Source organism: Solibacillus sp. FSL K6-1781 (genome assembly GCF_038630735.1).
Lineage (GTDB): Bacteria > Bacillota > Bacilli > Bacillales_A > Planococcaceae > Solibacillus > Solibacillus silvestris.
Genome location: NZ_CP152038.1, coordinates 2,869,343 through 2,895,021, shown reverse-complemented (window position 1 = coordinate 2,895,021; position 25,679 = coordinate 2,869,343). Strand labels below are relative to the sequence as shown.

The following is a 25,679-nucleotide window of genomic DNA, read 5'->3' as shown; positions in this document are numbered from 1 at the left end:
TTCCGGTTATCGGGAAAGTTAATGGTTTTTGTTTATTTTACATCATGTAGGGCAGTAAGCTTTGTTTCAATTGAGTTCGTTAAATCAGACGTCGCTTTAGGTACGAAACTTTCCAAAACAGGGTTGATCATCATCCCCATAAAACCGCCAGCAGATAAATCCAGGCTGCCTGTTACTTGAGTGGACTCTTTATTGCCGGTTGCAATGTTAAAGTAGCCGTTCCCGTCAAAGTTGTCGGACAAACCTTTTATGTTAAATTTTACATCAGTCGGTTCAACAGAATCAGTTATATCTACTTGAAGAATAATCTTCTTTTTCGTGAACCCTAAATCTGCAAGTAAAGTCCAAGTGAACTGCGTATCATGTATTGCTTCGTGCTCGATATAACCTGGAATTAATGGTGCCCAATTATTATAGTCCTTTAGAAAATGCCATATTATCTCATTAGATAATGGTAATTCCACTGTGTGGATCGCGTTCGGCATAATGATTCCTCCTAAATCAGTGATAGAGTAAATTATTTCCAAAATGTACTGCTGTAAATAGTATGCTTAAAAATGAATTAGAATTCAATAAAAATTGGATATCTTCTCTAAAAAACATAAAATATATCCTTCAAGTGAATTATTTCATCGTTCATGAATAAGTCTAATTATTGTACAATTTTATTAATTTAAATAATTTATAATAATTCACTTGATTTTATATTTATTCATTTGTATAATAAAACCAACATAAAGCTCACAGAGGTGTGTAATGATGAAATTATTAGAAGAGGTGCAATTAAAGCCTGTTGAAAGTTTACAAGGAAAAGACTTATTAACATTGCTTGACTATACGAGTGAAGAAGTGAAGCAACTGCTTGAACTTGCTACACAGTTGAAAATAATTACAAAAGCGGGCAAATGTCCACGATTATTGGAAGGTAAGACACTTGGCATGATCTTTGAGAAAAGTTCAACGCGTACACGTGTATCATTTGAAGTAGGCATGCAGCAGCTTGGCGGATATGGAATGTATATGAATGCTCGCGATATGCAAATTGGCCGTGGTGAACCAATATCTGATACAGGAAGAGTATTATCAGGTTATTTAGACGGAATCATGATCCGTGCCAACTCCCATACAATGGTTGAAGAATTGGCTGATAACGCCTCGATTCCGGTCATTAATGGGTTAACGGACCTTGATCATCCATGTCAGGCATTAGCTGACCTTGAAACAATTGCCGAAAATAAAGGGGAATTGAAAGGATTAAAAATCGCTTATGTAGGTGATGGCAATAATGTAGCACATGCGCTTATCGCTGCAGCAGCACATGTTGGTATGCATGTAGCAGTTGCAACACCACCAGGATATGAATGTGATAAACGTTTTATTGAAAAAGCACAAATGATCGCTTCTCATAACGGCAGTACTATTGTTGTAACAAATGACCCAGTGGCAGCTGTTACAGATGCAGATGCGGTTTACGCAGATGTATGGACATCAATGGGGCAGGAAGAAGAAACACTAAAGCGACTGAAGGATTTTGAAAAGTATCAGATCAATGATGAATTGGTTGCCCATGCAAAGCCGGATTATATGTTCCTTCATTGTTTACCGGCACATCGAGAGGAAGAAGTTGCGACGTCAGTTATTGACGGCCCAAATTCTTATATATTTGAGCAAGCAGAAAATCGCCTGCATGCCCAAAAAGCAGTTTTAGTATCTTTATTGGCGTAAAATCAGTAACAAGCATTTGGCATTGTACTACGGGTTGTAGTCGCCGCTGCGAACAATGCATTATTTATGGGCAGGAAGGGCAAATAAATAATGTAGTAGTCCAACATGAATAACAATGGGAGACGCTGTGACGATTCATGAAGTACTACAAGTGATGTCTGTATTCAAGATGGAATGCCCCATCACTACATAGAAAAAGCAATCCGGGAGACGCTGGATTGCTTTTTTGTATGGAGTCATAATTGAATGATGGATGGTTATGCTTAATGTTAGCTGACAAACTGCTTTGCCAGTTTTTGCGAAAATTCGCTTCGCTCGCTTTCGCTTGCACCATTCCACCATTTTTCCAGAAATACACCAAGGCCTGGAAGTAAATGCTCCTCACCACGTGCAATGGCATCATTGACGATATCCTGAAATTCAGCGGCATCTGAGCCCGTTACATTGGCAGTAATTGCTTGTCTAATTTGAAAATCCATATGAAACCTCCTTTTCCCATACTTTGTTCAAAATAATAAACTTTATACATGGCATTGCGTTATGGATTACAAAATAATTGTGATAGAATATACAATCGAGTACGTAAAAAAGGACGGGAAATAATGAAAAGAATTGAATCGACACAAAATGCACTAGTGAAGCATTGGAAAAAGCTTGTTACACAACGTAAAGAGCGAGAAAAAACAGGAGAGTATATTGTAGAAGGCTTTCATTTAGTGGAAGAAGCGTTAAAGCATAAAGACCAAATCGTCCAGATTATTGTGCGTGATGGTGTTGATCTACCATTATTATGGGCAATAGATGAAGTAGTATTAGTCCATGTAAATGAGGCAGTATCAAAAGAAATTGCGGAAACTGAAAATTCCCAAGGGGTATTTGCCCATTGTAAGCAGCGCCAAATTTCCGAAGATGAACAATTTGATTGGAAAAAAGTACTATTAGTCGATGCGGTCCAAGATCCGGGAAATATCGGCACGATGATCCGAACGGCAGATGCAGCCGGAATTGATGCAGTTGTGTTAGGGAAAGGCAGTGTCGATGCATTTAATCCAAAATCATTGCGTTCTGCACAAGGCTCCCATTTCCATATTCCTGTTGTACGTGGCGACTTGATGGAATGGATAGAAAACCTGCAGGCTGATGGTATCCGTGTATTTGGCACTTCATTGGAAGAATCGATTTCATACAAAAAAGTGGAACCAAGTGATTCATTTGCTTTAATTGTGGGTAATGAAGGAAGTGGCATCAATCCGCAAATATTGGCAAAAACAGACCAAAACATCATCATTCCTATATTAGGCGGGGCAGAATCACTGAATGTTGCGGTGGCAACAGGAATTTTATTGTATGCATTTGTAAAATAAACAGGAAAACTTAAAGGTGGGATTTTGTAAGTAAGTACTTATAAAATCCTATTTCTTTTAAAATATTAGGTAAAAAGTGGAAATAAAACCCATAAAATGAAACGTATTGAGCTTTCTGATTAGTCCCAAAATATGAACTTTAACGAGTTCATAGAAATGTCATTTTTGAAATGAAGGTAACTTTTAGCTCGAAATCGCTTTATTTTACTGCGTTTGCCGTCATTATTTTAAAATATTAAAAAAGAATTACTCGTAAATTGGGAGAAATAAGGGTTTTTTCCAATTTGATGTTTTGACACTTATTTGATGTTTAACTAAAATCTAAGTAGGTTAGACAGACGCCTTAAGTTATCACAATAAAAAAATAAAATAATGCTTTTTAAAATAGTGTGCAAACTGTTAATTATGGGATTCAATTTAAAGGTTCTAAATGGTGATGGATTGATGGTCTGACTATTTGCCACTATATGCATAGTGTAAATGGTAAAAAGTGAAAATATTCATTCGATGTCGCACTATCGTCATTATTTTATTTTCGCTCTCACATGAAAGCGCTTAAGCAAAATCTAACAAGCTTTATTTAATTGGAAAGGAGTCCAACTATGAAAGTAAATATGAAGGGAACATTACTCTCTTTCATGGGACTAGGTGCTATTCTTTTAGCAGGCTGTAACGATAAGTTAGCAGTTCTTGATCCTAAAGGTCCTCAAGCTCAAAGACAAGCCGATGACACAATGTTATTAATTTACTTAATGTCAGGGATTGTTTTAACAGTATTAGCAATTTTGGTGTTTATGTTATTTAAATACCGTGCATCAAAACAAAGTCCAGATTACGAGCCACCGCATATTCATGGTCACTGGCTTGTAGAAACATTTATGATTGGTATTCCTGTAATCATCGTTATTTTCTTATCATTTGTTTCTGTTAAGAGTAACTACATTGTTGAGAGTGTTCCTCAAGAATATGAGGATCAGGAACCTTTAGTTATTTATGCTTCATCATCTAACTGGAAATGGCACTTCAGCTATCCGGAACAAGATATTGAAACAGTAAACTATCTATACATTCCTGCTGGACGTGCAGTTGAATTTAAACTTTACTCTTATGGTCCAATTACAAGTTTCTGGATTCCACAACTTGGCGGTCAGAAATACGCTATGGCAGACATGGTAACAACATTACACTTAGCTGCAGATAACCCAGGCGAATTCTGGGGACGTAACGCGAACTTCTCAGGTCGTGGTACAGCAGAAAACATTTTTGATGTAACAGCTTTAACTCAAACAGAATTTGATGAATGGGTAACAGAAGTTCATGAAACGGCTGCTCCATTAACAGAAGAGAAGTTTGACGAATTATTAGAGCCAGGTCATCTTGGTAAATCAACTTATACTGGTACACATCTAGAGTTCTCACCAGCTCCGGAACACAACCATGAATCTTCAGACGAAGAAAAAGAAGATGAAGAGGATCATTCTTCACACTAATTTTTGAAAGTAACAACTTTTCGAAAGGAGTACTACTATGTCGGAATTCTTTGCACAGTTTGCAGTTCCACACCCAAGCACATTAATTTATATCGCAATGGCTTCTATAGTTTTAGGGTCAATCGCGTTAGTAGCGATCGTTACTTATTTTAAATTGTGGGGCTACTTATGGCGTGAATGGATTACAACTGTTGACCATAAAAAAATTGGTATCATGTATTTAATCACTGCTTTAGTTATGCTTTTCCGCGGCGGTGTCGATGCCGTAATGATGCGTTTACAGTTAGCTGTTCCAGATAACGGTTTCTTAGACGCTCAGCACTATAACGAAGTATTTACAACTCACGGAGTAGTCATGATTTTATTCATGGCAATGCCATTCATTACGTTCTTCTTTAACTTTTTAGTACCATTACAAATCGGGGCACGTGACGTAGCGTTCCCACGTTTAAACAACTTGGCATTCTGGTTATTCTTCATGGGGATGGGATTATTCAATATCTCATTCATCATCGGTGGATCTCCTGATTCTGGATGGACTTCATATTTCCCGTTAGCGGATAATGAGTTCAGTACATCAGTTGGTACAAACTATTACATGCTTGCACTGCAAATTGCGGGTCTTGGTACGTTAATGACAGGTATTAACTTCATTACGACTATCATGAAAATGCGTGCTCCAGGCATGACATTATTTAAAATGCCAATGTTCACTTGGTCAGCACTTATTGCAAACTTAATTATCGTATTCGCGTTCCCAGTATTAACAGTAGCATTAGCTATGGGTACAATGGACCGTCTATGGGATACTAAATTCTTTGCTATCGGTGACGGTGGTATGGACATGCTTTGGGCCAACCTATTCTGGGTTTGGGGTCACCCTGAAGTATATATCTTAATCTTACCGGCATTCGGTATTTTCTCTGAAGTTATTTCGACTTTCGCACGTCGTAACTTATATGGTTACACATCAATGGTTTGGTCAATGATCTTAATTTCAGTATTCTCGTTCGCTGTATGGACTCACCACTTCTTTACAATGGGTCAAGGTGCATTCACGAACTCGATCTTCTCGATCACAACAATGGCAATTGCGATCCCAACAGGGGTTAAAATTTTCAACTGGTTATTCACACTTTATAAAGGGAAAATTGTTATTACAACACCAATGTTGTATGCATTGCACTTCATTCCTTTATTCACACTTGGTGGTGTTACAGGGGTTATGCTTGCGATGTCAGCAGCTGACTACCAATACCACAACACAATGTTCTTAGTAGCCCACTTCCATAACGTAATCATCCCTGGTGTTGTTTACGCGATGTTAGCTGGTTTAACGTTCTACTGGCCAAAAATGTTCGGTTTCATGTTAAATGAGCGTCTTGGTAAAGCAACTGTTTGGGTAATGTCTACAGGTTTCGTACTATCATTCATTCCAATGTATATCACTGGTTTAGATGGTCAAGCACGTCGTATGTACACATACTCTGATGCTGCAGGTTTCAGTACATTAAACATGGTATCGTTCGTCGGTGCCGGAATTATGTCTATTTCATTCCTAATGCTAGTATGGAACATTTGGTACAGTTTCAAAAACTCTCCACGCGACATCGGTTCAGATCCATGGGATGCACGTGGTCTTGAGTGGGCGACTCATACACCAATTCCACACTATAACTTTGCAATCACTCCAGACGTAACTGATTCAAATTCAGAAGCATTCTGGGATTCTAAGAAAAACGGCACGAAGTTATTCAAAGGTGAAATTCAAGATATTCACATGCCAAATAACTCAGGTCAAACATTTATTTTATCAATATTCTTCTTCATCGGTGGTTTCGCTTTAGTATTCAGCATGTTCACTTTAGCAATCATCAGCTTAATCGGTATTTTAGCTTGCATGGGTTACCGTTCTCTAGAAGACGACCATGGCTACCATATCCATAAAGAAGAAGTAGAATTAATCGAGAAAAAATATGAAAAAGAAGGAGGTGCGAAATAATGGGTAAAGTTAATAACAATGTTCCATTGGAATATTCAACAGAGGAAAATAACCTGAAAATCTTCGGATTCTGGACTTTCCTAGGTGCGGAAATTATGTTATTCGGTACATTATTCGCATCATACTTTGTCCTTTCGGGTCGTACAGGTGACGGTCCAACTGCTGCTGAGATTTTCGAAATTGGTCCAGTATTGGCAGAAACATTTATTCTTTTAACATCAAGTTTTACAATCGGTTTAGCTATTCATGCTATGCGTCTTGGCAGTAAAAAAGCGACATTGTCATTTATGGGTATTACGTTATTACTTGGTGCAGCGTTCATTTCTGTAGAAATTTACGAATTTATACACTATGTACATGTTGGTGCAGGTATTACAACTAGTGCCTTCACATCTGCTTTATTAACAACGTTAGGAACACACGGTCTTCACGTAACGTTTGGTTTATTCTGGGGAATCTTCATTATGATCCAAATTGCCAAGCGCGGACTTAACTCAGTAACAGCAGGGAAAACATTTGTATTCTCACTATACTGGCACTTCCTGGATGTTGTTTGGATCTTCATCTTCAGTTTCATTTACTTGAAAGGAATGATGTAATCTATGGCTAAGTTCTTCCCAATAGGCCAAATTATGGGCTTCGTATTTTCACTGATTTTAACAGTGATTGCAATGCTTGTTTACTTCACAGATATGTCATTCACAACTGGAATGGTTATCCTTTTAGTGACAGCATTCATTCAAGCAGGTTTACAGTTTATTGTCTTCATGCACGCTGGTGAAACAAATGACAAGTGGGCTATCTACTCGAACATCGTATACGGAATCGGTTTAGTAGTATTGACTGTTTTAGGTTCTTTATTAATCCTTCTTTGGGATATGTAATGATGAAAAACGCTCCAGCTAGTTGATAAATGTACGAAAATACATTAAACTAGTTGGAGAATATATTACGAAATGCGTTGACCGGGAAGAGTAGGTATACACCATTTGTTTTAGGGAATGCAAGCCAATGACTGAAAGCTTGCTAACAAATTGTATAGTGAAGTTCACCCCGCGAGCAGCATCCGGGATCCACTTGTGGTGAAAGGATTGCCGGCTAGACATAGTCGTTAGCTCCAATGAAGTGATTGCTTTTTGCAATAACTAGGGTGGTACCGCGAAACTCGTCCTCGTCCCTTTCTTAGGGGGCGAGGATTTTTTATTTTCAAAAATGGTGATTATTATAGTGCGTATATGTAAATTTGTTAAAGCAACGGGTTCAGAGTAAGCACTATTTCGCTATTTTTAATGAGTGGGAATTTGGAGATTTTTGGAGATACTTAGTTGATTGGAATGTAGGCGGCGACTCCTACGGGAACAGCAAATGGCTATTTGCGACGAAAGCGAAAGCGACAGGAGCACCGAGCGGAAGCACCCGGACTGAGCGAAGCGAGGGAGAAGGCTGGAGCCGTGCCCGTGGAAAGCGTCCGCCGGAATGGAAATCAACGGATTGAAGAAACAAACTTTATTCTCTAACTAAATAAGGAGGACTTTGTAAATGGAACAACAATTAAAGCAATTGGAACAAGAAGCATTAGCTAAAATTGCCGATGCAGCTGACTTAAAAGCATTAAATGACGTTCGTGTTGCGTACTTAGGTAAAAAAGGACCGATCACGGATTTATTAAAAGGAATGGGGAAACTTTCTGCAGAAGAACGTCCGAAAATGGGTGCCCTAGTTAACACTGTACGTGAAAATGTAACAGCTGAACTTGAGAAAAAGGTTGCTGTTTTAGAAGAAGCTGCAATTTTAGCGCAGCTTGAAAACGAGTCAATCGATGTGACGTTACCAGGTGCAAAAGTACGTGCAGGAAACCGTCACTTGTTAACACGTGTAATCGAAGAAATCGAAGACCTGTTTTTAGGTATGGGCTATGAAATCGTAGAAGGACCTGAAGTAGAAAAAGACTACTATAACTTTGAAGCAATGAACTTGCCTAAAGGTCACCCGGCCCGTGACATGCAGGATTCATTCTATATTTCAGAAGAAACATTATTGCGTACACATACTTCTCCAGTTCAGGCACGTACAATGGAAGCCAAAAAAGGCGAACCGATTCGTGTGATTTGCCCAGGTAAAGTATTCCGTCGTGACACAGATGATGCGACACACTCTCACCAATTCATGCAAATTGAAGGTCTTGTAATCGGGGAAAATATCCGCATGTCTGACCTAAAAGGAACTCTTGATGCATTGGCCAAGAAAATGTTTGGAGCAGAACGCGAAATCCGCCTTCGACCATCATTCTTCCCATTCACAGAGCCTTCTGTAGAAGTTGACGTATCTTGTCATAAATGTTCAGGTAAAGGCTGTAATGTATGTAAGCAAACTGGCTGGATTGAAATTTTAGGTGCTGGTATGGTACACCCGAACGTACTTGAAATGGCTGGCTACGATTCAACTAAGCTTTCAGGTTTCGCTTTCGGTATCGGTGCAGAACGTATCGCAATGTTAAAATACGGTGTGGATGATATTCGTCATTTCTATACAAATGACACACGCTTCTTATCACAATTCCACCAGGCAGAAGTGTAAGAAGGAGGACAATATAAATGTTAGTTTCATTAAAATGGTTAAGTCAATATGTAGACATTTCTTCATTAGAAGCAAATGTATTAGCAGAAAAAATTACGCGTGCAGGGATTGAAGTAGATGCAGTAATTGACCGTTCACAAGGTATGTCAAATGTAGTTGTTGGTCATGTTGTGTCTAAAGAAAAACACCCGGAAGCTGATAAATTAAATGTATGCCAAGTTGATGTTGGGGAAGAAGAGCTTCAGCAAATCGTATGTGGTGCACCAAACGTCGATGCAGGTCAAAAAGTCATCGTAGCGCGTCCAGGAGCAAAATTACCAGGTGGCATTAAAATTAAAAAGGCAAAATTACGCGGGCAAGAATCAAACGGGATGATTTGTTCACTTCAAGAATTGGGCATTGAAGGCCGTCTTGTACCAAAAGCTTATGCTGAAGGGATTTATGTACTGCCAGCTGATACAACTCCAGGGGCCGATGCATTAGATGTTTTAGGCTTACGTGATACAGTACTTGAGCTTGGTTTAACACCTAACCGTTCGGATGCAATGAGCATGCTTGGCGTTGCCTATGAAGTGGCAGCGATTTTATCTCAAGATGTAAAATTACCGAAAATCGATTATACTGCTTCAGCGGAAAAAGCGGCAGATGTATTAAAATTAACGGTAGAAGATAAAGAAGCAAACCCAATGTACGCAGCGAAGGTTGTAAAAAACATTGAAGTAAAAGAATCGCCATTATGGTTGCAACATGCGCTTATGTCTGCAGGTGTACGTCCACATAATAATGTAGTCGATATTACAAACTACGTATTAATGGAATACGGTCAACCATTACATGCATTTGACTACGATAAATTAGCAACTGGTGAAATCGTTACGCGTATGGCTCGTGATGGCGAAGTGATGACGACGCTTGATGATCAGGAGCGTAAATTAGCAAGCCACAATCTTGTCATTACAAATGGTCAAGAAGCAGAAGCGGTTGCAGGTGTCATGGGCGGTGCTAAATCAGAAGTGTCCAATTCTACTACGACAGTAGTAATCGAATCAGCTTACTTCAACCCGGCATCTGTGCGTCGTACTTCAAAAGAAATCGGCTTACGTTCGGATTCTTCTGCACGTTTTGAAAAAGGTGTAGATCCGAACCGTGTCCTTCCTGCAGCAGAACGTGCAGCACAATTACTTGCTGAATTAGCAGGAGGAGAAGTATTGGAAGGTACAGTGCTAGTAGATGAGCTTGATAAAACGCCAGCTCGTGTTGTAGTATCACCTGACTTTATTAACGGCCGTTTAGGCATGAAAATTTCTTTAGAGGATATGCTTTCTATTTTAGAGCGTTTAAAATTTGATGTGGAAGCGGCAAATGGTTTATTAATTATTGATGCGCCTACAAGACGTCAGGATATTAAAATTCCGGAAGATATCGTTGAAGAAATTGCACGTATGTATGGCTACGATGAGATCCCTGTAAGCCTACCAGCGAGTGAACAAGTTGGCCGGTTAACGCCATATCAAGCAGGACGCCGTATCGTACGCAATGTAATGGAAGGTGCCGGTCTTTATCAAGCGGTAACTTACTCATTAACTTCAGCAGCGCACGCTCAAAAGTTTGCATTAAAAGCTGAGGAGACAACAAAGTTATTAATGCCTATGTCTGAAGAACGCTCTACACTACGCCAAAGCTTAATTCCCCACTTAGTAGAGGCAGCAAGTTATAACGTAGCTCGTCAAGTGGAAACAGTAGCATTATACGAAATCGGATCAGTTTTCCTTGGACAAACAGCTGAGGAACTTCCATTTGAAGAAGAACACTTAGCGCTTGTATTAACAGGTAAATGGATTGATAATACTTGGCAGGGCGAGAAGAAAAATGTTGATTTCTTCGTTGCAAAAGGTATTGTTGAAGCGGTATTTGCTAAATTAGGCTTAACATCTCGCGTAAGCTATGTAAAAGCGCAAGTAGACGGCTTACATCCTGGCCGTACAGCTGATGTATTATTAGATGGCGAAAAAGTGGGTGTCATTGCCCAGCTTCATCCGCAAGAACAAAAAGCATTTGATGTAAAAGAAACATATGTAGCTGAACTGAACTTAAATGCCATTTTAAGTGCAACACAAGAAGAGCTTGTTTATTCTATGATTCCGCGCTTCCCGGCTATGAGTCGTGATATCGCATTAGAATTGGATGTAGCAGCTCCAGCCGGTGAAATTGTGAGCATTATTAAAGGTGCCGGAACTTCTTTACTGAAAGAAGTAAAAGTATTTGATGTTTATGCAGGGGAGAAAATGACGGCTGGTAAAAAATCAGTAGCCTTCTCATTAACATACTTCGACCCAGAGCGAACATTAACAGACGAAGAAGTAGTCGCAGCACATAATAAAGTATTAAAAGCATTGGCAGCAGCTGGTGCAGAAGTACGTTAATTAATGATAACAAAACCCGAATGGTTCAATAAAATGTACCCTTTGTAAAGGACATTGTGAAAAAGCCTAGGCAACTTGTTGAAGCTGCTGTCTGTATTTTGCAGGCGGCAGCTTTTTTAAATTCCATTGACCTCGATAATAATTGTAATACGTCATATAACTCTTAATCTCTCGTTTCACTTCTTCTAACGTCTCACACTCTTTTATCTTGGCTTCATCTTTAAAATGCCCAAAGAATGATTCCTGGGGCGCATTATCCCAACAGTTCCCACGACGTGACATGGACTGACCTAAGCCCAATCGCTTTACCAATGCTTGATAGATCGGGCTTGTATAATGAAAGCCCTGATCCGAGTGAATAAAGGCATCTTTCACTAAATGCTTGTGTTTTTTCAATTTCTTTAATGTATCGAGGGCGATATCCAACGATAAGGAATTTGATACTTCATACGCTAAAATTTCATTCGTTTCAGCGTCTTTAATCGTCGATAAATAAGCACGCTTTCCGTTTCGATACGTTAAATACGTGATATCTGTTAATAACACTTTTCCTGCTACACCTTGTTTGAAGTTCCGTTTTAAGTCGTTTGGGCATGTACGGTGTTCTTTCGTTGCTTTTACCATACGTCGATAAGGATTCGCTTTTCGAATGGGACAAACAATGTCATGCTTCTTCATAATGCGACGAATTCGTTTTAGGTTGTAGATGATACTATATTGATTTTGGAGTGTCATTTTGATTTGGCGTGCTCCCTTTTTGCGTCCTCGGAAATGATAGGCCTTTAAAATGATTTCTTTCACTACTTGATCTGCCGCATCTTGGGTTGCCCGGTTTTGGGCGGATTGTTCACCAAAATAATTGTAATAACCTGAACGGGAAACACCCATCAGTTCACATAAGTAGCTCACCATGCGCTTCAATTTATACTTTTCGATAGCTCCTTGAATTAATTCAAATTTTATTTTCGCTTCAATTGTGATTTCTTCTTCAACATCTGCCTTTCGAGTAGATCCAGCTTTTTTAATAGTTCGTTCTCTGCCTCAAGTAATCGCGTTTTCGCTTCTAATCGTGCATATTTTTCTTCAAGGCTTAATTCACGTTCAAGTTGGCGTCCCGAATTCGTTTTACGTGTATCCTGTAAACCATTTATTCCGGCTTTTCGATAAGCTGCTTGCCAGCGTTTTGCGGAAGAACGAACACGCTCCAAACCGATTAATTCAACGTCCAATCCTGCTTCTTCAAAAATGGCTCTTGGTAATTTCCCCTTTTCATTTTCTGCAATAAAATGACGCTTAAATTCATCTGTATAGGTAATGGCCTTGTCACTGACGGCCTGTACATTCGGATTACATTTTAATTGTGCTTGTTGTTTCTCTGTGAAGTAGATTTTTGTCATTCGATTCCGCTCCAGTATCTTTTTTCTTATTATAATAAAAATACCCTACAAGATAGGCTTTTTTCAAAGTGTCTATCTTATAGGGTACATTTTACAATGACCATTCGGGTTTTTGTTATTGCGGAGATTGTTTGGCAGATTTGAACATTCCATTAGCAGCTCCGATTAAAGCACTTAATGTATGGACAATTCCAAACGTATAAAAATTAAGAAAAACGTGATTCGTATACTCATTTAATAGGGGGAAACGGTAGATTGTGGAACCCGGTGTCTCCGTATCACCGCCGAGGGATGAATACACATTATTTGAAAAATCAATGGCATAATAGATGAATGCCACTAACAGCGCAAATCCAAATACTAAATAAATCATACGCATAAGCTGATCCTTTGCGTTTCTGGCGCTTTCAGTAAAGAAACGAAACGTAATAAATAAACTAAGTATAATAAATGGTGCAACAAGCGCTAAACCAAGAGCACCAAGATTTCCTCCATTTGCAACATCGTCCGGTTTTACTGTAAAAAAGTGCTGAATGATTAATACTCCAAATAAACTAATGCCCATACTTATGAGCCAACTAAGACGCAACATGTGAATCCTCCATTTCTCTTTTCACTATACAGTGTCGTGCATTTCGTTTCAATGGAGGATCTACTATTCATTTAGTGGAAAAGTTCAGTATAATAGAGAAGAATGCAACTTAGGGGAGGTATATTCATGTTAAAAAAAGAAGAAGCAGTATTAGTACTGATTGATATTCAGGGAAAATTGGCGCAAGTTGTTGAGGAAAGCGCACTCGTTGTAGGTAATATTGCCACAATGGTACAAGGGGCAAAATTATTGGAATTACCTATTTTATGGCTTGAGCAATATCCAAAAGGGCTTGGTCCGACAGATGAGCGAGTTGCGGAGCATTTAACAGATGAAAAACCGATTGAAAAAATTACATTCAGTGCTTATGATACTGAGGAATTTGTACAAGCATTACAGCAAACAGGACGCAAGAAGATTTTATTGGCCGGAATTGAAGCCCATATTTGTGTGTATCAAACAGCAGCTCAATTACTGGAAAACGGTTATGAAGTCGAAGTGCTGGCAGACTGTGTGTCTTCACGCACAGCGAGTAATCGAGAGATAGGCATCCAGAAAATGATGCAGCTTGGTGCACGCGTAACTAGTGTGGAAATGGCATTATTCGAAATGCAGCAAGTAGCAAAAGGCGATGCATTTAAAGCAATTAGCAAATTAGTAAAATAAAAATAGGATTGGTTAGCGAAATTGGCCGCTAACCAATTTTTTTATCCCCATTAACGGGGTCCCGTCTCTATGGGGGATGAGGAAAACCCCCACTAATTAAAGTTTCATTTTATTTAAAAAGGGGCAGTTTTTTCAAAGCGATACATACTGGTATTGCAATGATTAGTCCTACTGCATTTTGAACGAGATTTCCTGGAATTGATGCAAGTGGGATAATCCAGTTTCCATAGAGAACACGTTCACAAATATAATAACCTCCAAGCATAAATGGAACCGAGATAACAATAGCTGCTAAGTTATAAATAAAGCTTCCGCCATTTTTCCCATGCATTGTAGCAATTTTTCCTACAATATAGCCTTGCAGACCACGTGTAATGAATGTAAATGGTGCCCACAATGTCCATCCAGATAAAATATCGAACAGTGCCATACCGAATGCTCCGGCCAACGCACCCTTTTTTGGACCAAATAAGATTGCGATAATAAAGAGCATGGCAGACCCTAAATGAACAAGCCCTCCATTTGCAGCAATCGGCAAACGGATATTAATAAAAAATGTTGCTACGAATACAAGTGAAATAAGAAGACTCGTAATAATTAAATCTTTTGTTTTTTCTGATGAAGTAGAAATTGAACGTGATGATTCCATAATAATTGACGCTCCCTTGCTTGAAATTATCTATCATATTAGCAATTTGTTGGCATCAGTAAAAGGTTCAAAAACAAACAATTTAACCAGGTCAGAAGATTTACACAATATTATTTTCGGATATGACGGGGACTGTTCCTCTGACAAACTGACAAATAAAAGCGCAGCAAATTATGAAAACAAATTTGCTGCGCTTTTTAAATAGAGCGGTTATAGTACCAATTCACATTGTCGTTATTTAGTATTAGAATTCATCGTAGAATGTTTTTTTCCATACGTGAAATATACGATTATACCGATAATAAACCAAATTCCGCAAGCGATCCATGTGTGCAAGGAAAGTTGCGTAATCAGAAAAATACAAAGAATAAATGATAAGATTGGTAACACAGGATAAAATGGTACTTTAAATCGATCTTGCGGTAAGTTTTTATTTTTACGTAAATATAAAATGCCAGCAGAAACGAAAATAAATGCGACCAATGTACCCATATTTACAAGTTCCGCCAACAAGTCCAATGGAACAAATCCTGCAAAAAACGAAATAATCAATGTAAACAGCCACGTATTTTTAGCAGGCATTTTGCGCTTTTCACTTAGGTGTGCCAGCATTTTAGGCATTAAGCCGTCACGGGCAAAGGCCATTAATAATCGCGTCCCGCCATACATCATGACTAATATAACGGTCATCATGCCAATGACAGCACCAAGCGATATGATCCCCGCTGCCCATTCCTGGTCGATAACATGCATCGCGTACGATACAGGGTCGGTTACATTGAGGTCAGTATATGGAACAATCCCAGTCAGTACAAGTGAAACTACAATATACAATACTGTACAGACAAGCAGGGAACCGATAATTCCGATTGGCATATTCCGCTGTGGATTTTTTACTTCCGCCGCAGCAGAAGACACGGCATCAAAGCCTAAGTAAGCAAAAAATACGAGTGCAGCACCTGTGAATACACCGCTCATCCCAAATGGCAGGAAGGGTGTCCAGTTATCCGGCTTCACATAAAAGACACCAACTACAATAAACAATAAAATAACGCCGAGTTTAATGGCAACCAATAATGCATTAAAACGAGTTGATTCTTTCATTCCTAATGAAAGTAAAGCACCAATCGCAAAGATAATAAAAATTGCAGGCAAGTTAATATAAGTACCGTTTTCAGGACTGAATGCCCCTGTCAATGCGACCGGTAAATGGATATTTAAACCTTCCAGCAGCGATACGAAATATCCTGACCAGCCTGTTGCCACGGCAGCAGTTGCGAGGCCGTATTCCAATAGTAATGCCCAGCCGACCAGCCATGCAATGATTTCACCAAAGACAATATAGCTATATGAATAGGCACTTCCTGCAACGGGTACAGTAGAAGAAAACTCAGAATAACATAGCGCGGCTAATGCACAAACGACTGCAGCAATCGTAAAGGAGAAGACAATCCCCGGGCCTGCATGGAGAGCAGAGACCGTCCCAGGTAAAATGAAAATGCCTGTACCGACAATGGCACCGACACCTAACATTATCAAATCGAAAGAACCCATTGTTTTAGGCAACTGCATATTTCCGCTTTTAAGTAAAAGGTCATTGATTGGTTTTTTTCTAAATATTTTTTTCATTGATACACCTATTTCTAATTTACAATAATCAAAATTTTATCATTATTTTTGTGGATAATAAACATGTTTATTGAGTTAAAGTGCTAAAGTTTTGGCTTTGTCGAAAAAGGAAGAAATAACTCGAATAAAACAGTGAATAATGTTATTGTTAGTATTTAACAGAAAAAAATACCTACATTTAATAAAACTTATTCCTATAATTGTTTTTAAAAAATTTGTTCAAAATTAGTGAACTATTTGTGGTTTTTATAAAAAGGTATATAATTTCGATATAGTATAAATATAGGAATTTTGCTTATGCATACTGAACACAGCACAAAGGAGTGCAATTAATGGAGAAGAAAATCCAAATTAAGCAGCCTAAATATCAAGTAATAGCAGAAGATATTGCCGCTAAAATTGTTGAAAAAAAATATGTTGTCGGGGAAAAGATTTATGCCCGTTCATCGCTGGCATCTCAATACAGTGTTTCCTCGGAAACAGCTAGACGAGCGATTGCCGTTCTACAGGATTTAAATATAGTAGAAGCGACAAAGGGAAGCGGTGTTGTCATCGTTTCCTATGAAAATGCAGCTAAATACATTCAGCGGTTAACTGGTGTCAAATCAATACGAGATTTACAAAAACAATTAACTGACAGTATTGAACGCCAAATTGATGAGTTGCATCATTTCCAGGATACATTAGGAGAAATGGTCAATCGGACAAGCAGATATCAATCGATTAACCCGTTTGTACCTTTTCAAATTGATATTACCGATAATTGCCCATTCCTATCAAAAAATGTTGGCGAAATCAATTTCTGGCAGGAAACAGGTGCTACAATAATTGGAATCAAAAAAGATCATGAGCTGATTGTTTCGCCTGGGCCATACGCAACATTGTCCGCGGGTGATACATTATTTTTTATAGGTAAAGAAGAATGCTATTCGAATGTAAAACACTTTTTACAGCTGGAAAGTAACAACTTTCAATCTGATTCGATATAGAGTGTCAAATTTTCAACAAAAACAAACTACTCCCTCATTGTATTTCGGGAGTAGTTTTTTCTGTTTAAGGGACTTTATTTCTAGTTGGATGTACATAAAAATCAATTCTCATTTGACAATAGTAACAACGTCTATTAATATAAAAGTTGTTGCTTTTAACAACCCGAGATAAATACAAAGTTGTTACTAGCATGAAATTAATTATTATTAGGAAGTGGATTATGGGGAAAATTAAAATTGACCGAGTCACTAAAGTATTTGGAAAAAATACATCACAGGCATTGAAGCTCGTGAAGCAAGAAAAATCCAAAGAACAGATTTTAAAAGAAACAAATGCTACTGTCGGTGTATATGAAGCAAGTTTGACAATTGAAGAAGGTGAGATTTTCGTAATTATGGGGCTTTCAGGAAGTGGGAAGTCTACATTGATCCGTTTACTCAATCGTCTCATTCAACCAACGAGTGGTGATATTTATATAGATGATCAAAATATTACAAAGCTCAATAAAAAGAGCCTGCAAGTTGTTCGCAGAGAAAAAATGAGCATGGTATTTCAAAACTTCGCATTATTCCCGCAACGTACCATTTTACAAAATGCAGAGTATGGCCTGGAAATCAGAGGCGTTCCGAAAGAGGAAAGACGATTAAAAGCAGAAAAGGCTTTACAGAATGCAGGGTTACTCTCCTATAAAGACCAGTATCCAGATCAATTATCAGGCGGTATGCAGCAGCGTGTAGGGCTTGCACGTGCTTTGGCAAATGATACAGAAATCATATTAATGGATGAAGCTTTTTCTGCTCTTGATCCGCTCATTCGTAAAGAAATGCAAGATGAGCTATTGGAGTTACAAGCTAATTTACAGAAAACAATTGTCTTTATTACACATGATTTAAATGAAGCGCTTCGTATTGGTGATCGTATTGCTATTATGAAGGATGGAAAAATCATGCAGGTAGGAACAGGGGAAGAAATTTTGACAAACCCTGCAAATGAATATGTCCGCTCATTCCTGGAAGATGTGGACCGTTCAAAAGTATTGACAGCGGAAAATGCGATGATTCGTCCAATGACAATCCAAATTGATCATGAAGGGCCAAAAGTTGCGTTGCAGCGTATGAGAGAAGATAAAGTAAGTGTCTTGCTCGCAGTAGATAAAGCCCGAAAATATTTAGGCTATATTACTGCAAATGATGCACTGGAGCTAGCGCAATCCGGTGAAAAATCACTGCAATCAATTTTACGTAACGATATGCCGATTGTTGAACCATCTACAGTCATACAGGATATTTTATCGGTTATTTCCGATTCTCCGACACCATTAGCTGTTGTAGAAGAAGGGAAACTGCGCGGAGTACTAATTCGTGGAGTTGTTTTAGAGTCGTTAGCCTCTGAAAAAAACGGAGGTGTAGACAATGAGTAAACTATTAAATTTAGCGACGCCATTACCAGTGGCGGAAAATGTGGAAAAGCTGATGGATATTGTAACAGATACGTTTTCAGCGCAATTCCGTTTTATTCAAAATAACGGTGAAGATTTGATGGATTTTGTAACATCCACATTAACTGCTATTCCACCATACGTATTTATTTTAATCATTGCCGTGTTAGCGTTTTTCGCAACAGGCAAAAAATTCGGCTTAGCCATCTTTTCAATCATTGGTTTACTATTCATTTTAAACCAAGGTTTATGGGAACAGCTTATGAATACATTTACACTCGTGTTGTTTTCAAGTTTAATCGCAATTGTAATTGGTATACCACTTGGCATCCTCATGTCGAAATCAAAAGTAGTAGAAGAAATTTTGAAACCAATTTTAGACTTTATGCAAACAATGCCAGGGTTCGTATATTTAATCCCAGCCGTTGCATTTTTCGGGATTGGTGTCGTACCAGGTGTATTTGCTTCAGTTATCTTCGCATTACCACCAACTGTACGTTTTACAAATCTCGGTATCCGTCAAGTTCCGACTCATTTAATCGAAGCGGCGGACTCTTATGGTAGTACTTTCACTCAAAAATTAGTAAAAGTAGAATTGCCACTTTCAAAATCTACAATTATGGCCGGTATTAACCAAACGGTACTTTTATCATTATCGATGGTCGTTATTGCGTCAATGATCGGTGCGCCAGGTTTAGGTCGTGAAGTATTATCGGCTCTACAACGAGCACAAATCGGTAATGGATTTGTTGCGGGGATCAGTCTAGTAATCTTCGCTATTATTGTAGACCGTTTAACACAAAGTTTAAATAAACAAAAATCAAATGGGGGAAAGTAAAATGAAAAAATTAAAATGGATGCCTGCAGCAACAGCAATAAGTGCAGCGCTATTATTAGCTGCGTGTGGAGATGACACAACAGAGAAAAAAGAAACGTCATCTAAAGAAGATCTAGGTTCAATCGAATTAGCCTATGTAGAATGGGATTCTGAAGTTGCATCTACGTATGTAGTGGCAGAAGTACTGGAAAGTGTCGGCTATAACGTTGATATTACACCATTGGACAATGCCATCATGTGGGAAGCTGTATCAAAAGGTGAAGCAGATGCGATGGTATCTGGCTGGTTACCTGCTACACATGCTTCACAGTATGAAAAATACGGAGCAGACGTAGAAGATTTAGGACCAAACTTGCAAGGTGCCAAAATCGGTTTAGTTGTACCAAGCTATATGGAAGCAACATCAATTGCTGATTTATCGACAGAAGCGGCATCGACAATTACAGGCATTGAAGCAGGTGCAGGTGTAGTTGCAGCTGCTGAAAGAGCACTTGAAACGTATCCAAACTTGGAATCATGGTCATTACAACCATCATCATCGGGTGCGATGACAGTTGCTTTAGAACAAGCGATTAAAAATGAGGAAGATATCGTTGTGACAGGCTGGAGCCCACACTGGAAATTTGCCAATTATGATTTAAAATATTTGGAAGATCCTGAAGGCGTATTCGGCGGGGAAGAAAGCATTCACACATTTGTGCGTCAAAACTTAGAAAAAGAGTCACCTGATGCATTCAAGATTTTAGATGCCTTTGAATGGACAACAGAAGATATCGAAGAAGTTATGCTGAACATTTACTCAGGAACAAAACCTGAAAAAGCAGCACAACAATGGATTGAAGAAAATCAAGATGTTGTGAACAAGTGGACAGAGGGCATTGAAAAGTAATTTAAAAAAGTTTTAGCTTAAATCAAAAGCGGTGCAAATTTTGAAATCTAAAATTTGCACCGTTTTATTTTTTATAGGAATTAAAAGACTCAATTTCCATTGGAGGGAAATTGAGTCTATATGTTTTTTACTTCGTATAGTTATCGAAATAACCTTGGATGTAGATCATTGGTGTTCCTTTATCGCCTGAACCTGAAGTTAAGTCAGATAATGAACCAATTAAATCTGTCAGCTTACGAGGTGTCGTACCTTGTGCGGCCATGTTGCCAGTTAAATCTTCTTCTTTGTTGTTAATATAGTCTTTGATTGCTTCTTTCAGCTCTTCACCCTGCAAGTTAGCGAAATCGTTATCCGCTAAATATTTCAACTTGATCTCGTTCGGAGTACCGTCAAGACCTGGTGTGTAAGCAGGTGAGACAACAGGATCTGCAAGTTCCCAAATTTGGCCTACTGGATCTTTAAATGCACCATCACCGTAAATCATTACTTCTACAAGTTTCCCAGTAGCAGCCAATATTTTTGCTTGAATGTCATCAACAATTGGTTGACAGTTATCCGGGAATAATTTAATGCCATCTTCTGTCGATTTGTTTGATCCAAGTAATCCATATTTAGAGTTACAGCCAGATCCGTTTACAGATTCAGCTAAAATGTCGTCAAGACCAAAAACTTTTTCTGCACCAGCAGCATTTAGAATACGTTTTGTACGGAAGCGAGAGTGAATATCGCAAGTTAAAATGCTTTTCGTATAATCTAAAATCGTTTTTGCATTGTTCGAGAAGATAACTTCTACTTCCGCGCCTTGTTCAACGATTAATTCTTTATAATATTCGATGTAGTCCACACCTGTAAATGTATGTTTGTTAAAACCGAAGTGACCACGGAATTCAGCTTCTGTCAGTACATCTGTCCATGGATTGATGCCTTTTTCATCTAGCTCATCCAATGATACTAAATGGTTGCCCACCTCATCTGATGGGTAGCTTAACATAAGAACGATTTTCTTCGTACCTGCTGCAATTCCTTTTAAAATGTTAGAGAAGCGGTTACGCGAAAGAATCGGGAAAATAACACCTACTGTATCATCTCCGAATTTGGCTTTTACATCTGATGCGATATCTGAAATTTTAGCGTAGTTTCCTTGTGCACGTGCAACAACAGATTCTGTTACAGTCACAATATCACGATTTTCAATTTCATAGCCTTCTGTCTTTGCAGCATTTAACGCTGTATCAACAACGATTTGAACAATATCGTCACCTTCATTAATAATTGGGCCACGAAGACCTCGTACAACCGTTCCTACTACACGTTCCAAAATAATCTCTCCTTCAATAGCTGTAAGTTATATTTTAATTGCTTTTGCTTACCTTTAAGCAAAACATAAGTAATCTCACAATGTTTACTATAACCTGTTCATGTGATATAAGTAAAATTAATAATTCTAATATCAGATATAAGTGAGGGTTATATGATAATAAAGTTAGAAGCATATCGCATATTCAATGAAGTAAGTCGCAGTAAAAGTTTTTCAAAGGCAGCGAATGCTTTATACATGACACAGCCGGCCGTTAGCCAGTCTATTTCTAAGCTTGAAAAAGAACTTGATACTATTTTATTTAATAGAACACCAAAAGGGGTAACCTTAACAGAAGAAGGTGAATTGTTACACGAATACGTTAATTCTGCTCTTGGTATTTTAGACGCGGGTGAAGAAAAAATGGCCGAATTTAAAAATTTGCGTACAGGCGTTTTACGTATAGGTGTAGGGGATACGATTTCAAGATACTTTTTACTGCCTTATTTAGAGTCATTTCATATTAGGTATCCTGGCATTAAACTAAAGGTTTTAAACGGTACAACGAATGAAATATTGGCTTTTATCAAATCAGGGGAAGCAGACTTGGGCATATGCAACTTACCGATTCAAGATCCCCAGCTTCAAGTTAGCCCCTGTAAGGAAATTCATGATATATTTGTGTGCGGACAAAAATATAAAAACTTATCAAAAAAGCCAATTCGCCTCGATATGCTCATGAAGCTGCCATTAATTTTTTTAGAGAGAAAGGCAAACTCTCGTAATTATGTGGAAAACTATCTAAAAGAACAAGGCTATACGATTTCACCTGAATTCGAATTAGGCTCACATGATTTAGTATTGGAATTTGCAAAAATCAATTTAGGTATCGCAAGTGTAACAAAGGAGTTTGCGACCGATTACTTGGATAAAGGGCTTTTATATGAGATTGAGCTCCAACAGCCAATTCCTAAGCGCAGTTTAGGAATTGTCCATTTAAAAAATGTTTCACTCTCGAAGGCAACAAGGAAATTTATCGCTATTGTTGATCCGGGAATCATTCATTAATAGAAGAAAATGAGGAATAAATATGACAACTAATTTTAACGAATTTCCATTATCACCAGAATTGCAAAATGCACTTAAAGATTTAGATTACAGTATCCCAACTGAAGTTCAGCAAAAAGTATTGCCCCACGCATTAAAAGAACAGGATTTAATTGTGAAAGCACAAACAGGAAGCGGAAAAACTGCAGCATTCGCAATTCCCATTTGCGAAAACATTGAATGGATCGAAAACAAGCCACAAGCGCTCGTATTGACCCCGACACGTGAATTGGCTGTTCAAGTAAAAGAGGAGTTTACCAATATTGGGCGTTATAAACGTATTAAAGCTACTGCACTTTACGGAAAGCAGCCGTTCCGTTATCAACAGGACGAATTAAAGCAAAAAACACATATTGCAGTTGGTACGCCAGGACGTGTGCTGGACCATATCGAAAAGGGAACATTGAAGCTCGATAAAATTCGCTATGTTGTTCTTGATGAAGCAGACGAAATGCTCAACATGGGCTTTATCGAGCAAGTTGAAGCGATATTGGCACATGTAGAACATCGTGAAGTAATGATGCTGTTTTCTGCGACAGTACCAGAATCGATTAAAAAACTGGCTTCCAATTACTTAAATGATCCGGTTGATATCGAAGTACAATCTGAAGAGGCTGCGCCAAAAATTGAACATGCCGTTATTGAAGTGCAGGATGAGGAAAAAACAGCTGCTGTCGAAAAAATTGCAGTTGTGGAAAATCCGGATACGTGCATTATTTTCTGTCGTACAAAAGATCGGGTCGATGCATTGCATGATTATTTGTATGACCGAGAGTACAGTGTCGATAAGCTGCACGGCGGCATGGACCAGTCAACACGTTTACTTGTCATGAACGACTACAAGCGTGGAGATTTCCGTTATTTAGTGGCAACAGATGTTGCAGCACGCGGCATTGATATCGAGAATATTTCGTTAGTGATTAACTATGATTTACCGATGGAAAAAGAAGCGTATGTACATCGTACAGGTCGAACAGGACGTGCCGGCAAGGAAGGAAAAGCTGTTACGTTTGTAACACCATTTGAACATGATTTTCTTGCGGGAATTGAAGAACTGATTGGCTTTACGATTCCGAAGGTGGATTTGCCGACACACGAGGAAGTTGAGGCAAAGGCGGAAGCGTTTGACAAAAAGATGCAGAGCCGACCACAAAAGAAAAAACAAAAGAATGCCAAAGTTGATGCAAATATTACGAAGCTTTATTTTAATGGCGGTAAGAAGAAAAAGCTGCGTGCTGTTGATTTTGTCGGAACAATTGCAAAAATTCCGGGGATGACCGCAGCTGATATCGGCATTATTACGATACTGGATACATCTACATTCGTAGAAATTCTAAATGGAAAAGGAAATCTCGTGTTAAAAGCGATGAAAACAACGCCTATTAAGGGCAAGCAATTAAAAGTGCACATCTCGACGAGCAATAACTAATAAAAAGTCGTATTGAACAGATGACGTTCAATACGACTTTTTTTATTGGTGAGGATCATCAGACACTAATATTAGTTCTGGTCCCCGTTTTTAATGAAGTACCATAATAAATTTGCAAGCTCGACATTTTCACCGGCATGCGGTGTGTTTACAAAAGCTTCACGGAAAGGCTTAAGCATAGTTTCGATAACAGCAAGACGTAACTCTTTACGCTGCAGTTCATCAAGAATACTTTCAGTGAATTGAGTCCCCACCCTATTGTCGGTATCGAGTTTTAACTGGTCAAGGAATCCTTGAACCTTTTCGATTAAATCGTTCTTTGTAATCGACTGGTAAATTTTTTTCTCTTCGACTAGTTGAAGGGCATCCTGTGTAATGAGGATGTCGCCATTTTCCAACATAATAGGATAAATTGCTTTAATGTTGCGTAAGGCAATTTGTAAAACTTTCTTCGGGTCGATTATTTCGCTGTAAAATAAACGGTGGAAATAGGTTAAATGGTGCACCATTGCAAAAAATAAAATGGCAAGTTCAAGAGAATGGGGGCGGACTTTTTCGCCAAAGATATCCGTGAATCGATTGGATACCCACTCAATTTCCAGGAGGCGATAACGTTCCAATAAATCTCGGAGCTCTCTGTCATTCGACTGAAAAATATTCTCGAACACGGATGCTAAGTTTTGTTTTTTATTGATTTGCATAAGAACGAGAATTTGTTCCAATAATAAGTTTTCATCAGTAATATCTTGATTTAGCAACATCTCATGTCGTAATAAGCTCGCTTCATATCGGGTCTGTTCCATAATCGATGTAAAACATTCTACTTTAGATGAAAAATAATTATAAAATGTTCCTTTTGAAATAAGCGCTTTGTCTAAAATGTCTTGTATTGATGTTTCATGAAAGCCTTTTTCGATAAAAAGCTGCAATGCACTATCAAGCACCTGTCTTTTTCGTTGATTCATGAACTTCCTCCATATCAATTAAAACGATTTACTGTGCATATAACGTAATAAAAGTGAATTTTTTTGTACTATATACTCTGAATTGTACTCTCATTCTACTGTTTAAAGCGTGGATTCGCAATGTTTTTAGACTTCGAGTATAAAATTGTTGAATTTATTGGACTCCGAGTATAAAATAGTTCGAGTACAGAAATAGGAAGATTGAAAGATTA

At 38.4% G+C, this 25,679-nt stretch carries 24 protein-coding genes; 16 read left to right on the top strand and 8 right to left on the bottom strand.

Features of this window, described 5'->3' with window-relative positions:
- Positions 1-32: 32 nt before the first annotated feature.
- On the bottom strand, positions 33-485 hold the full coding sequence (locus MHH37_RS14485) for an SRPBCC family protein (RefSeq protein WP_342573608.1): 453 nt from the start codon (positions 483-485) through the stop codon (positions 33-35).
- Between the two features lie 274 nt (positions 486-759).
- On the opposite strand from MHH37_RS14485, the gene argF reads away from it, so the two are divergent.
- Positions 760-1,725 (top strand): ornithine carbamoyltransferase, encoded by a 966-nt coding sequence (gene argF / locus MHH37_RS14480; RefSeq protein ID WP_342576266.1) that lies wholly within the window; start codon positions 760-762, stop codon positions 1,723-1,725.
- Between the two features lie 269 nt (positions 1,726-1,994).
- Here argF and sspI read toward each other — a convergent pair whose 3' ends face one another.
- Positions 1,995-2,204, bottom strand: a complete 210-nt coding sequence (sspI, locus tag MHH37_RS14475) for a small acid-soluble spore protein SspI (RefSeq protein ID WP_008407703.1) — start codon at positions 2,202-2,204, stop codon at positions 1,995-1,997.
- Positions 2,205-2,327: 123 nt separating this feature from the next.
- On the opposite strand from sspI, the gene MHH37_RS14470 reads away from it, so the two are divergent.
- The 8 genes from MHH37_RS14470 (at position 2,328) to pheT (ending at position 11,581) form a co-directional block, all read left to right on the top strand.
- Positions 2,328-3,089 carry an RNA methyltransferase gene (locus tag MHH37_RS14470; RefSeq protein WP_342573607.1) on the top strand — a complete coding sequence of 254 codons (762 nt, stop codon included), beginning with the start codon at positions 2,328-2,330 and terminating at the stop codon, positions 3,087-3,089.
- A gap of 602 nt (positions 3,090-3,691) precedes the next feature.
- Positions 3,692-4,579: a cytochrome aa3 quinol oxidase subunit II gene (gene qoxA, locus MHH37_RS14465; protein WP_008407700.1), complete on the top strand. Its 888-nt coding sequence runs from the start codon at positions 3,692-3,694 to the stop codon at positions 4,577-4,579.
- A 37-nt stretch (positions 4,580-4,616) separates the two neighbouring features.
- Positions 4,617-6,581: a cytochrome aa3 quinol oxidase subunit I gene (qoxB, locus tag MHH37_RS14460; RefSeq protein WP_087615803.1), complete on the top strand. Its 1,965-nt coding sequence runs from the start codon at positions 4,617-4,619 to the stop codon at positions 6,579-6,581.
- Complete coding sequence (gene qoxC, locus MHH37_RS14455) at positions 6,581-7,180, top strand: cytochrome aa3 quinol oxidase subunit III (protein ID WP_008407696.1); 600 nt, start codon at positions 6,581-6,583, stop codon at positions 7,178-7,180. The genes qoxB and qoxC overlap by 1 nt, the downstream gene beginning before the upstream one ends.
- A 3-nt stretch (positions 7,181-7,183) precedes the next feature.
- Complete coding sequence (gene qoxD / locus MHH37_RS14450; protein WP_008407695.1) at positions 7,184-7,465, top strand: cytochrome aa3 quinol oxidase subunit IV; 282 nt, start codon at positions 7,184-7,186, stop codon at positions 7,463-7,465.
- A gap of 359 nt (positions 7,466-7,824) precedes the next feature.
- Positions 7,825-8,076 (top strand): hypothetical protein, encoded by a 252-nt coding sequence (locus MHH37_RS14445; protein ID WP_342573606.1) that lies wholly within the window; start codon positions 7,825-7,827, stop codon positions 8,074-8,076.
- Positions 8,077-8,120: 44 nt separating this feature from the next.
- The gene (gene pheS, locus MHH37_RS14440; protein ID WP_014823150.1) at positions 8,121-9,158 is read left to right on the top strand and encodes a phenylalanine--tRNA ligase subunit alpha; all 1,038 of its coding nucleotides are present in this window, start codon (positions 8,121-8,123) and stop codon (positions 9,156-9,158) included.
- Between the two features lie 17 nt (positions 9,159-9,175).
- Positions 9,176-11,581 (top strand): phenylalanine--tRNA ligase subunit beta, encoded by a 2,406-nt coding sequence (gene pheT, locus MHH37_RS14435; protein ID WP_342573605.1) that lies wholly within the window; start codon positions 9,176-9,178, stop codon positions 11,579-11,581.
- Between the two features lie 66 nt (positions 11,582-11,647).
- Here pheT and MHH37_RS14430 read toward each other — a convergent pair.
- Positions 11,648-12,978, bottom strand: a protein-coding gene (locus tag MHH37_RS14430) for an IS3 family transposase (RefSeq protein WP_342573604.1) whose coding sequence is annotated in 2 segments (ribosomal slippage) — positions 11,648-12,594 and positions 12,594-12,978 — 1,332 coding nt in all. Because the reading frame shifts where the segments join, the coding sequence is not laid out codon by codon here.
- Positions 12,979-13,093: 115 nt separating this feature from the next.
- Complete coding sequence (locus MHH37_RS14425) at positions 13,094-13,570, bottom strand: nucleoside-diphosphate sugar epimerase (RefSeq protein WP_342573603.1); 477 nt, start codon at positions 13,568-13,570, stop codon at positions 13,094-13,096.
- 126 nt (positions 13,571-13,696) lie between these two features.
- On the opposite strand from MHH37_RS14425, the gene MHH37_RS14420 reads away from it, so the two are divergent.
- A complete protein-coding gene (locus MHH37_RS14420) occupies positions 13,697-14,236 on the top strand; it encodes a hydrolase (protein WP_008404996.1) in 540 nt (179 codons plus the stop codon).
- 109 nt (positions 14,237-14,345) lie between these two features.
- On the opposite strand, the gene MHH37_RS14415 is transcribed toward MHH37_RS14420, so the two are convergent.
- Positions 14,346-14,885, bottom strand: coding sequence for an ECF transporter S component (locus tag MHH37_RS14415; RefSeq protein WP_065215533.1), 540 nt, complete (start codon positions 14,883-14,885; stop codon positions 14,346-14,348).
- 234 nt (positions 14,886-15,119) lie between these two features.
- A complete protein-coding gene (locus tag MHH37_RS14410) occupies positions 15,120-16,514 on the bottom strand; it encodes an amino acid permease (protein WP_342573602.1) in 1,395 nt (464 codons plus the stop codon).
- A gap of 332 nt (positions 16,515-16,846) precedes the next feature.
- On the opposite strand from MHH37_RS14410, the gene MHH37_RS14405 reads away from it, so the two are divergent.
- The 4 genes from MHH37_RS14405 to MHH37_RS14390 all read left to right on the top strand — a co-directional run bounded on the left by MHH37_RS14405 (position 16,847) and on the right by MHH37_RS14390 (position 20,669).
- Positions 16,847-17,503, top strand: a complete 657-nt coding sequence (locus MHH37_RS14405) for a TrkA C-terminal domain-containing protein (RefSeq protein WP_008405004.1) — start codon at positions 16,847-16,849, stop codon at positions 17,501-17,503.
- A 221-nt stretch (positions 17,504-17,724) separates the two neighbouring features.
- Positions 17,725-18,924, top strand: a complete 1,200-nt coding sequence (locus MHH37_RS14400) for a glycine betaine/L-proline ABC transporter ATP-binding protein (protein ID WP_008405006.1) — start codon at positions 17,725-17,727, stop codon at positions 18,922-18,924.
- The gene (locus MHH37_RS14395; RefSeq protein WP_008405007.1) at positions 18,917-19,780 is read left to right on the top strand and encodes a proline/glycine betaine ABC transporter permease; all 864 of its coding nucleotides are present in this window, start codon (positions 18,917-18,919) and stop codon (positions 19,778-19,780) included. Before MHH37_RS14400 ends, MHH37_RS14395 begins: the two co-directional genes overlap by 8 nt.
- A 1-nt stretch (position 19,781) precedes the next feature.
- A complete protein-coding gene (locus MHH37_RS14390; protein ID WP_342573601.1) occupies positions 19,782-20,669 on the top strand; it encodes a glycine betaine ABC transporter substrate-binding protein in 888 nt (295 codons plus the stop codon).
- A 127-nt stretch (positions 20,670-20,796) separates the two neighbouring features.
- Here the strand turns inward: MHH37_RS14390 and MHH37_RS14385 are convergent, their stop codons facing one another.
- Positions 20,797-21,987 (bottom strand): coenzyme F420-0:L-glutamate ligase, encoded by a 1,191-nt coding sequence (locus MHH37_RS14385; RefSeq protein ID WP_008405011.1) that lies wholly within the window; start codon positions 21,985-21,987, stop codon positions 20,797-20,799.
- A 153-nt stretch (positions 21,988-22,140) separates the two neighbouring features.
- Here MHH37_RS14385 and MHH37_RS14380 point away from each other — a divergent pair, with 153 nt between their 5' ends.
- Together MHH37_RS14380 and MHH37_RS14375 are read left to right on the top strand one after the other, a co-directional pair.
- A complete protein-coding gene (locus tag MHH37_RS14380) occupies positions 22,141-23,034 on the top strand; it encodes a LysR family transcriptional regulator (RefSeq protein ID WP_342573600.1) in 894 nt (297 codons plus the stop codon).
- 22 nt (positions 23,035-23,056) lie between these two features.
- The gene (locus MHH37_RS14375) at positions 23,057-24,502 is read left to right on the top strand and encodes a DEAD/DEAH box helicase (RefSeq protein WP_342573599.1); all 1,446 of its coding nucleotides are present in this window, start codon (positions 23,057-23,059) and stop codon (positions 24,500-24,502) included.
- A gap of 71 nt (positions 24,503-24,573) precedes the next feature.
- Here the strand turns inward: MHH37_RS14375 and MHH37_RS14370 are convergent, their stop codons facing one another.
- Positions 24,574-25,467, bottom strand: coding sequence for a TetR/AcrR family transcriptional regulator (locus MHH37_RS14370; protein WP_342573598.1), 894 nt, complete (start codon positions 25,465-25,467; stop codon positions 24,574-24,576).
- Positions 25,468-25,679: the final 212 nt, after the last annotated feature.

Coding starts and splice junctions, on each gene's coding strand:
- MHH37_RS14485 (WP_342573608.1), bottom strand. CDS start 485: ATGCCGAACGCGATCCACACAGTGGAATTACCATTATCTAATGAGATA.
- argF (WP_342576266.1), top strand. CDS start 760: ATGAAATTATTAGAAGAGGTGCAATTAAAGCCTGTTGAAAGTTTACAA.
- sspI (WP_008407703.1), bottom strand. CDS start 2,204: ATGGATTTTCAAATTAGACAAGCAATTACTGCCAATGTAACGGGCTCA.
- MHH37_RS14470 (WP_342573607.1), top strand. CDS start 2,328: ATGAAAAGAATTGAATCGACACAAAATGCACTAGTGAAGCATTGGAAA.
- qoxA (WP_008407700.1), top strand. CDS start 3,692: ATGAAAGTAAATATGAAGGGAACATTACTCTCTTTCATGGGACTAGGT.
- qoxB (WP_087615803.1), top strand. CDS start 4,617: ATGTCGGAATTCTTTGCACAGTTTGCAGTTCCACACCCAAGCACATTA.
- qoxC (WP_008407696.1), top strand. CDS start 6,581: ATGGGTAAAGTTAATAACAATGTTCCATTGGAATATTCAACAGAGGAA.
- qoxD (WP_008407695.1), top strand. CDS start 7,184: ATGGCTAAGTTCTTCCCAATAGGCCAAATTATGGGCTTCGTATTTTCA.
- pheS (WP_014823150.1), top strand. CDS start 8,121: ATGGAACAACAATTAAAGCAATTGGAACAAGAAGCATTAGCTAAAATT.
- pheT (WP_342573605.1), top strand. CDS start 9,176: ATGTTAGTTTCATTAAAATGGTTAAGTCAATATGTAGACATTTCTTCA.
- MHH37_RS14425 (WP_342573603.1), bottom strand. CDS start 13,570: ATGTTGCGTCTTAGTTGGCTCATAAGTATGGGCATTAGTTTATTTGGA.
- MHH37_RS14420 (WP_008404996.1), top strand. CDS start 13,697: ATGTTAAAAAAAGAAGAAGCAGTATTAGTACTGATTGATATTCAGGGA.
- MHH37_RS14415 (WP_065215533.1), bottom strand. CDS start 14,885: ATGGAATCATCACGTTCAATTTCTACTTCATCAGAAAAAACAAAAGAT.
- MHH37_RS14410 (WP_342573602.1), bottom strand. CDS start 16,514: ATGAAAAAAATATTTAGAAAAAAACCAATCAATGACCTTTTACTTAAA.
- MHH37_RS14405 (WP_008405004.1), top strand. CDS start 16,847: ATGGAGAAGAAAATCCAAATTAAGCAGCCTAAATATCAAGTAATAGCA.
- MHH37_RS14400 (WP_008405006.1), top strand. CDS start 17,725: ATGGGGAAAATTAAAATTGACCGAGTCACTAAAGTATTTGGAAAAAAT.
- MHH37_RS14395 (WP_008405007.1), top strand. CDS start 18,917: ATGAGTAAACTATTAAATTTAGCGACGCCATTACCAGTGGCGGAAAAT.
- MHH37_RS14390 (WP_342573601.1), top strand. CDS start 19,782: ATGAAAAAATTAAAATGGATGCCTGCAGCAACAGCAATAAGTGCAGCG.
- MHH37_RS14380 (WP_342573600.1), top strand. CDS start 22,141: ATGATAATAAAGTTAGAAGCATATCGCATATTCAATGAAGTAAGTCGC.
- MHH37_RS14375 (WP_342573599.1), top strand. CDS start 23,057: ATGACAACTAATTTTAACGAATTTCCATTATCACCAGAATTGCAAAAT.
- MHH37_RS14370 (WP_342573598.1), bottom strand. CDS start 25,467: ATGAATCAACGAAAAAGACAGGTGCTTGATAGTGCATTGCAGCTTTTT.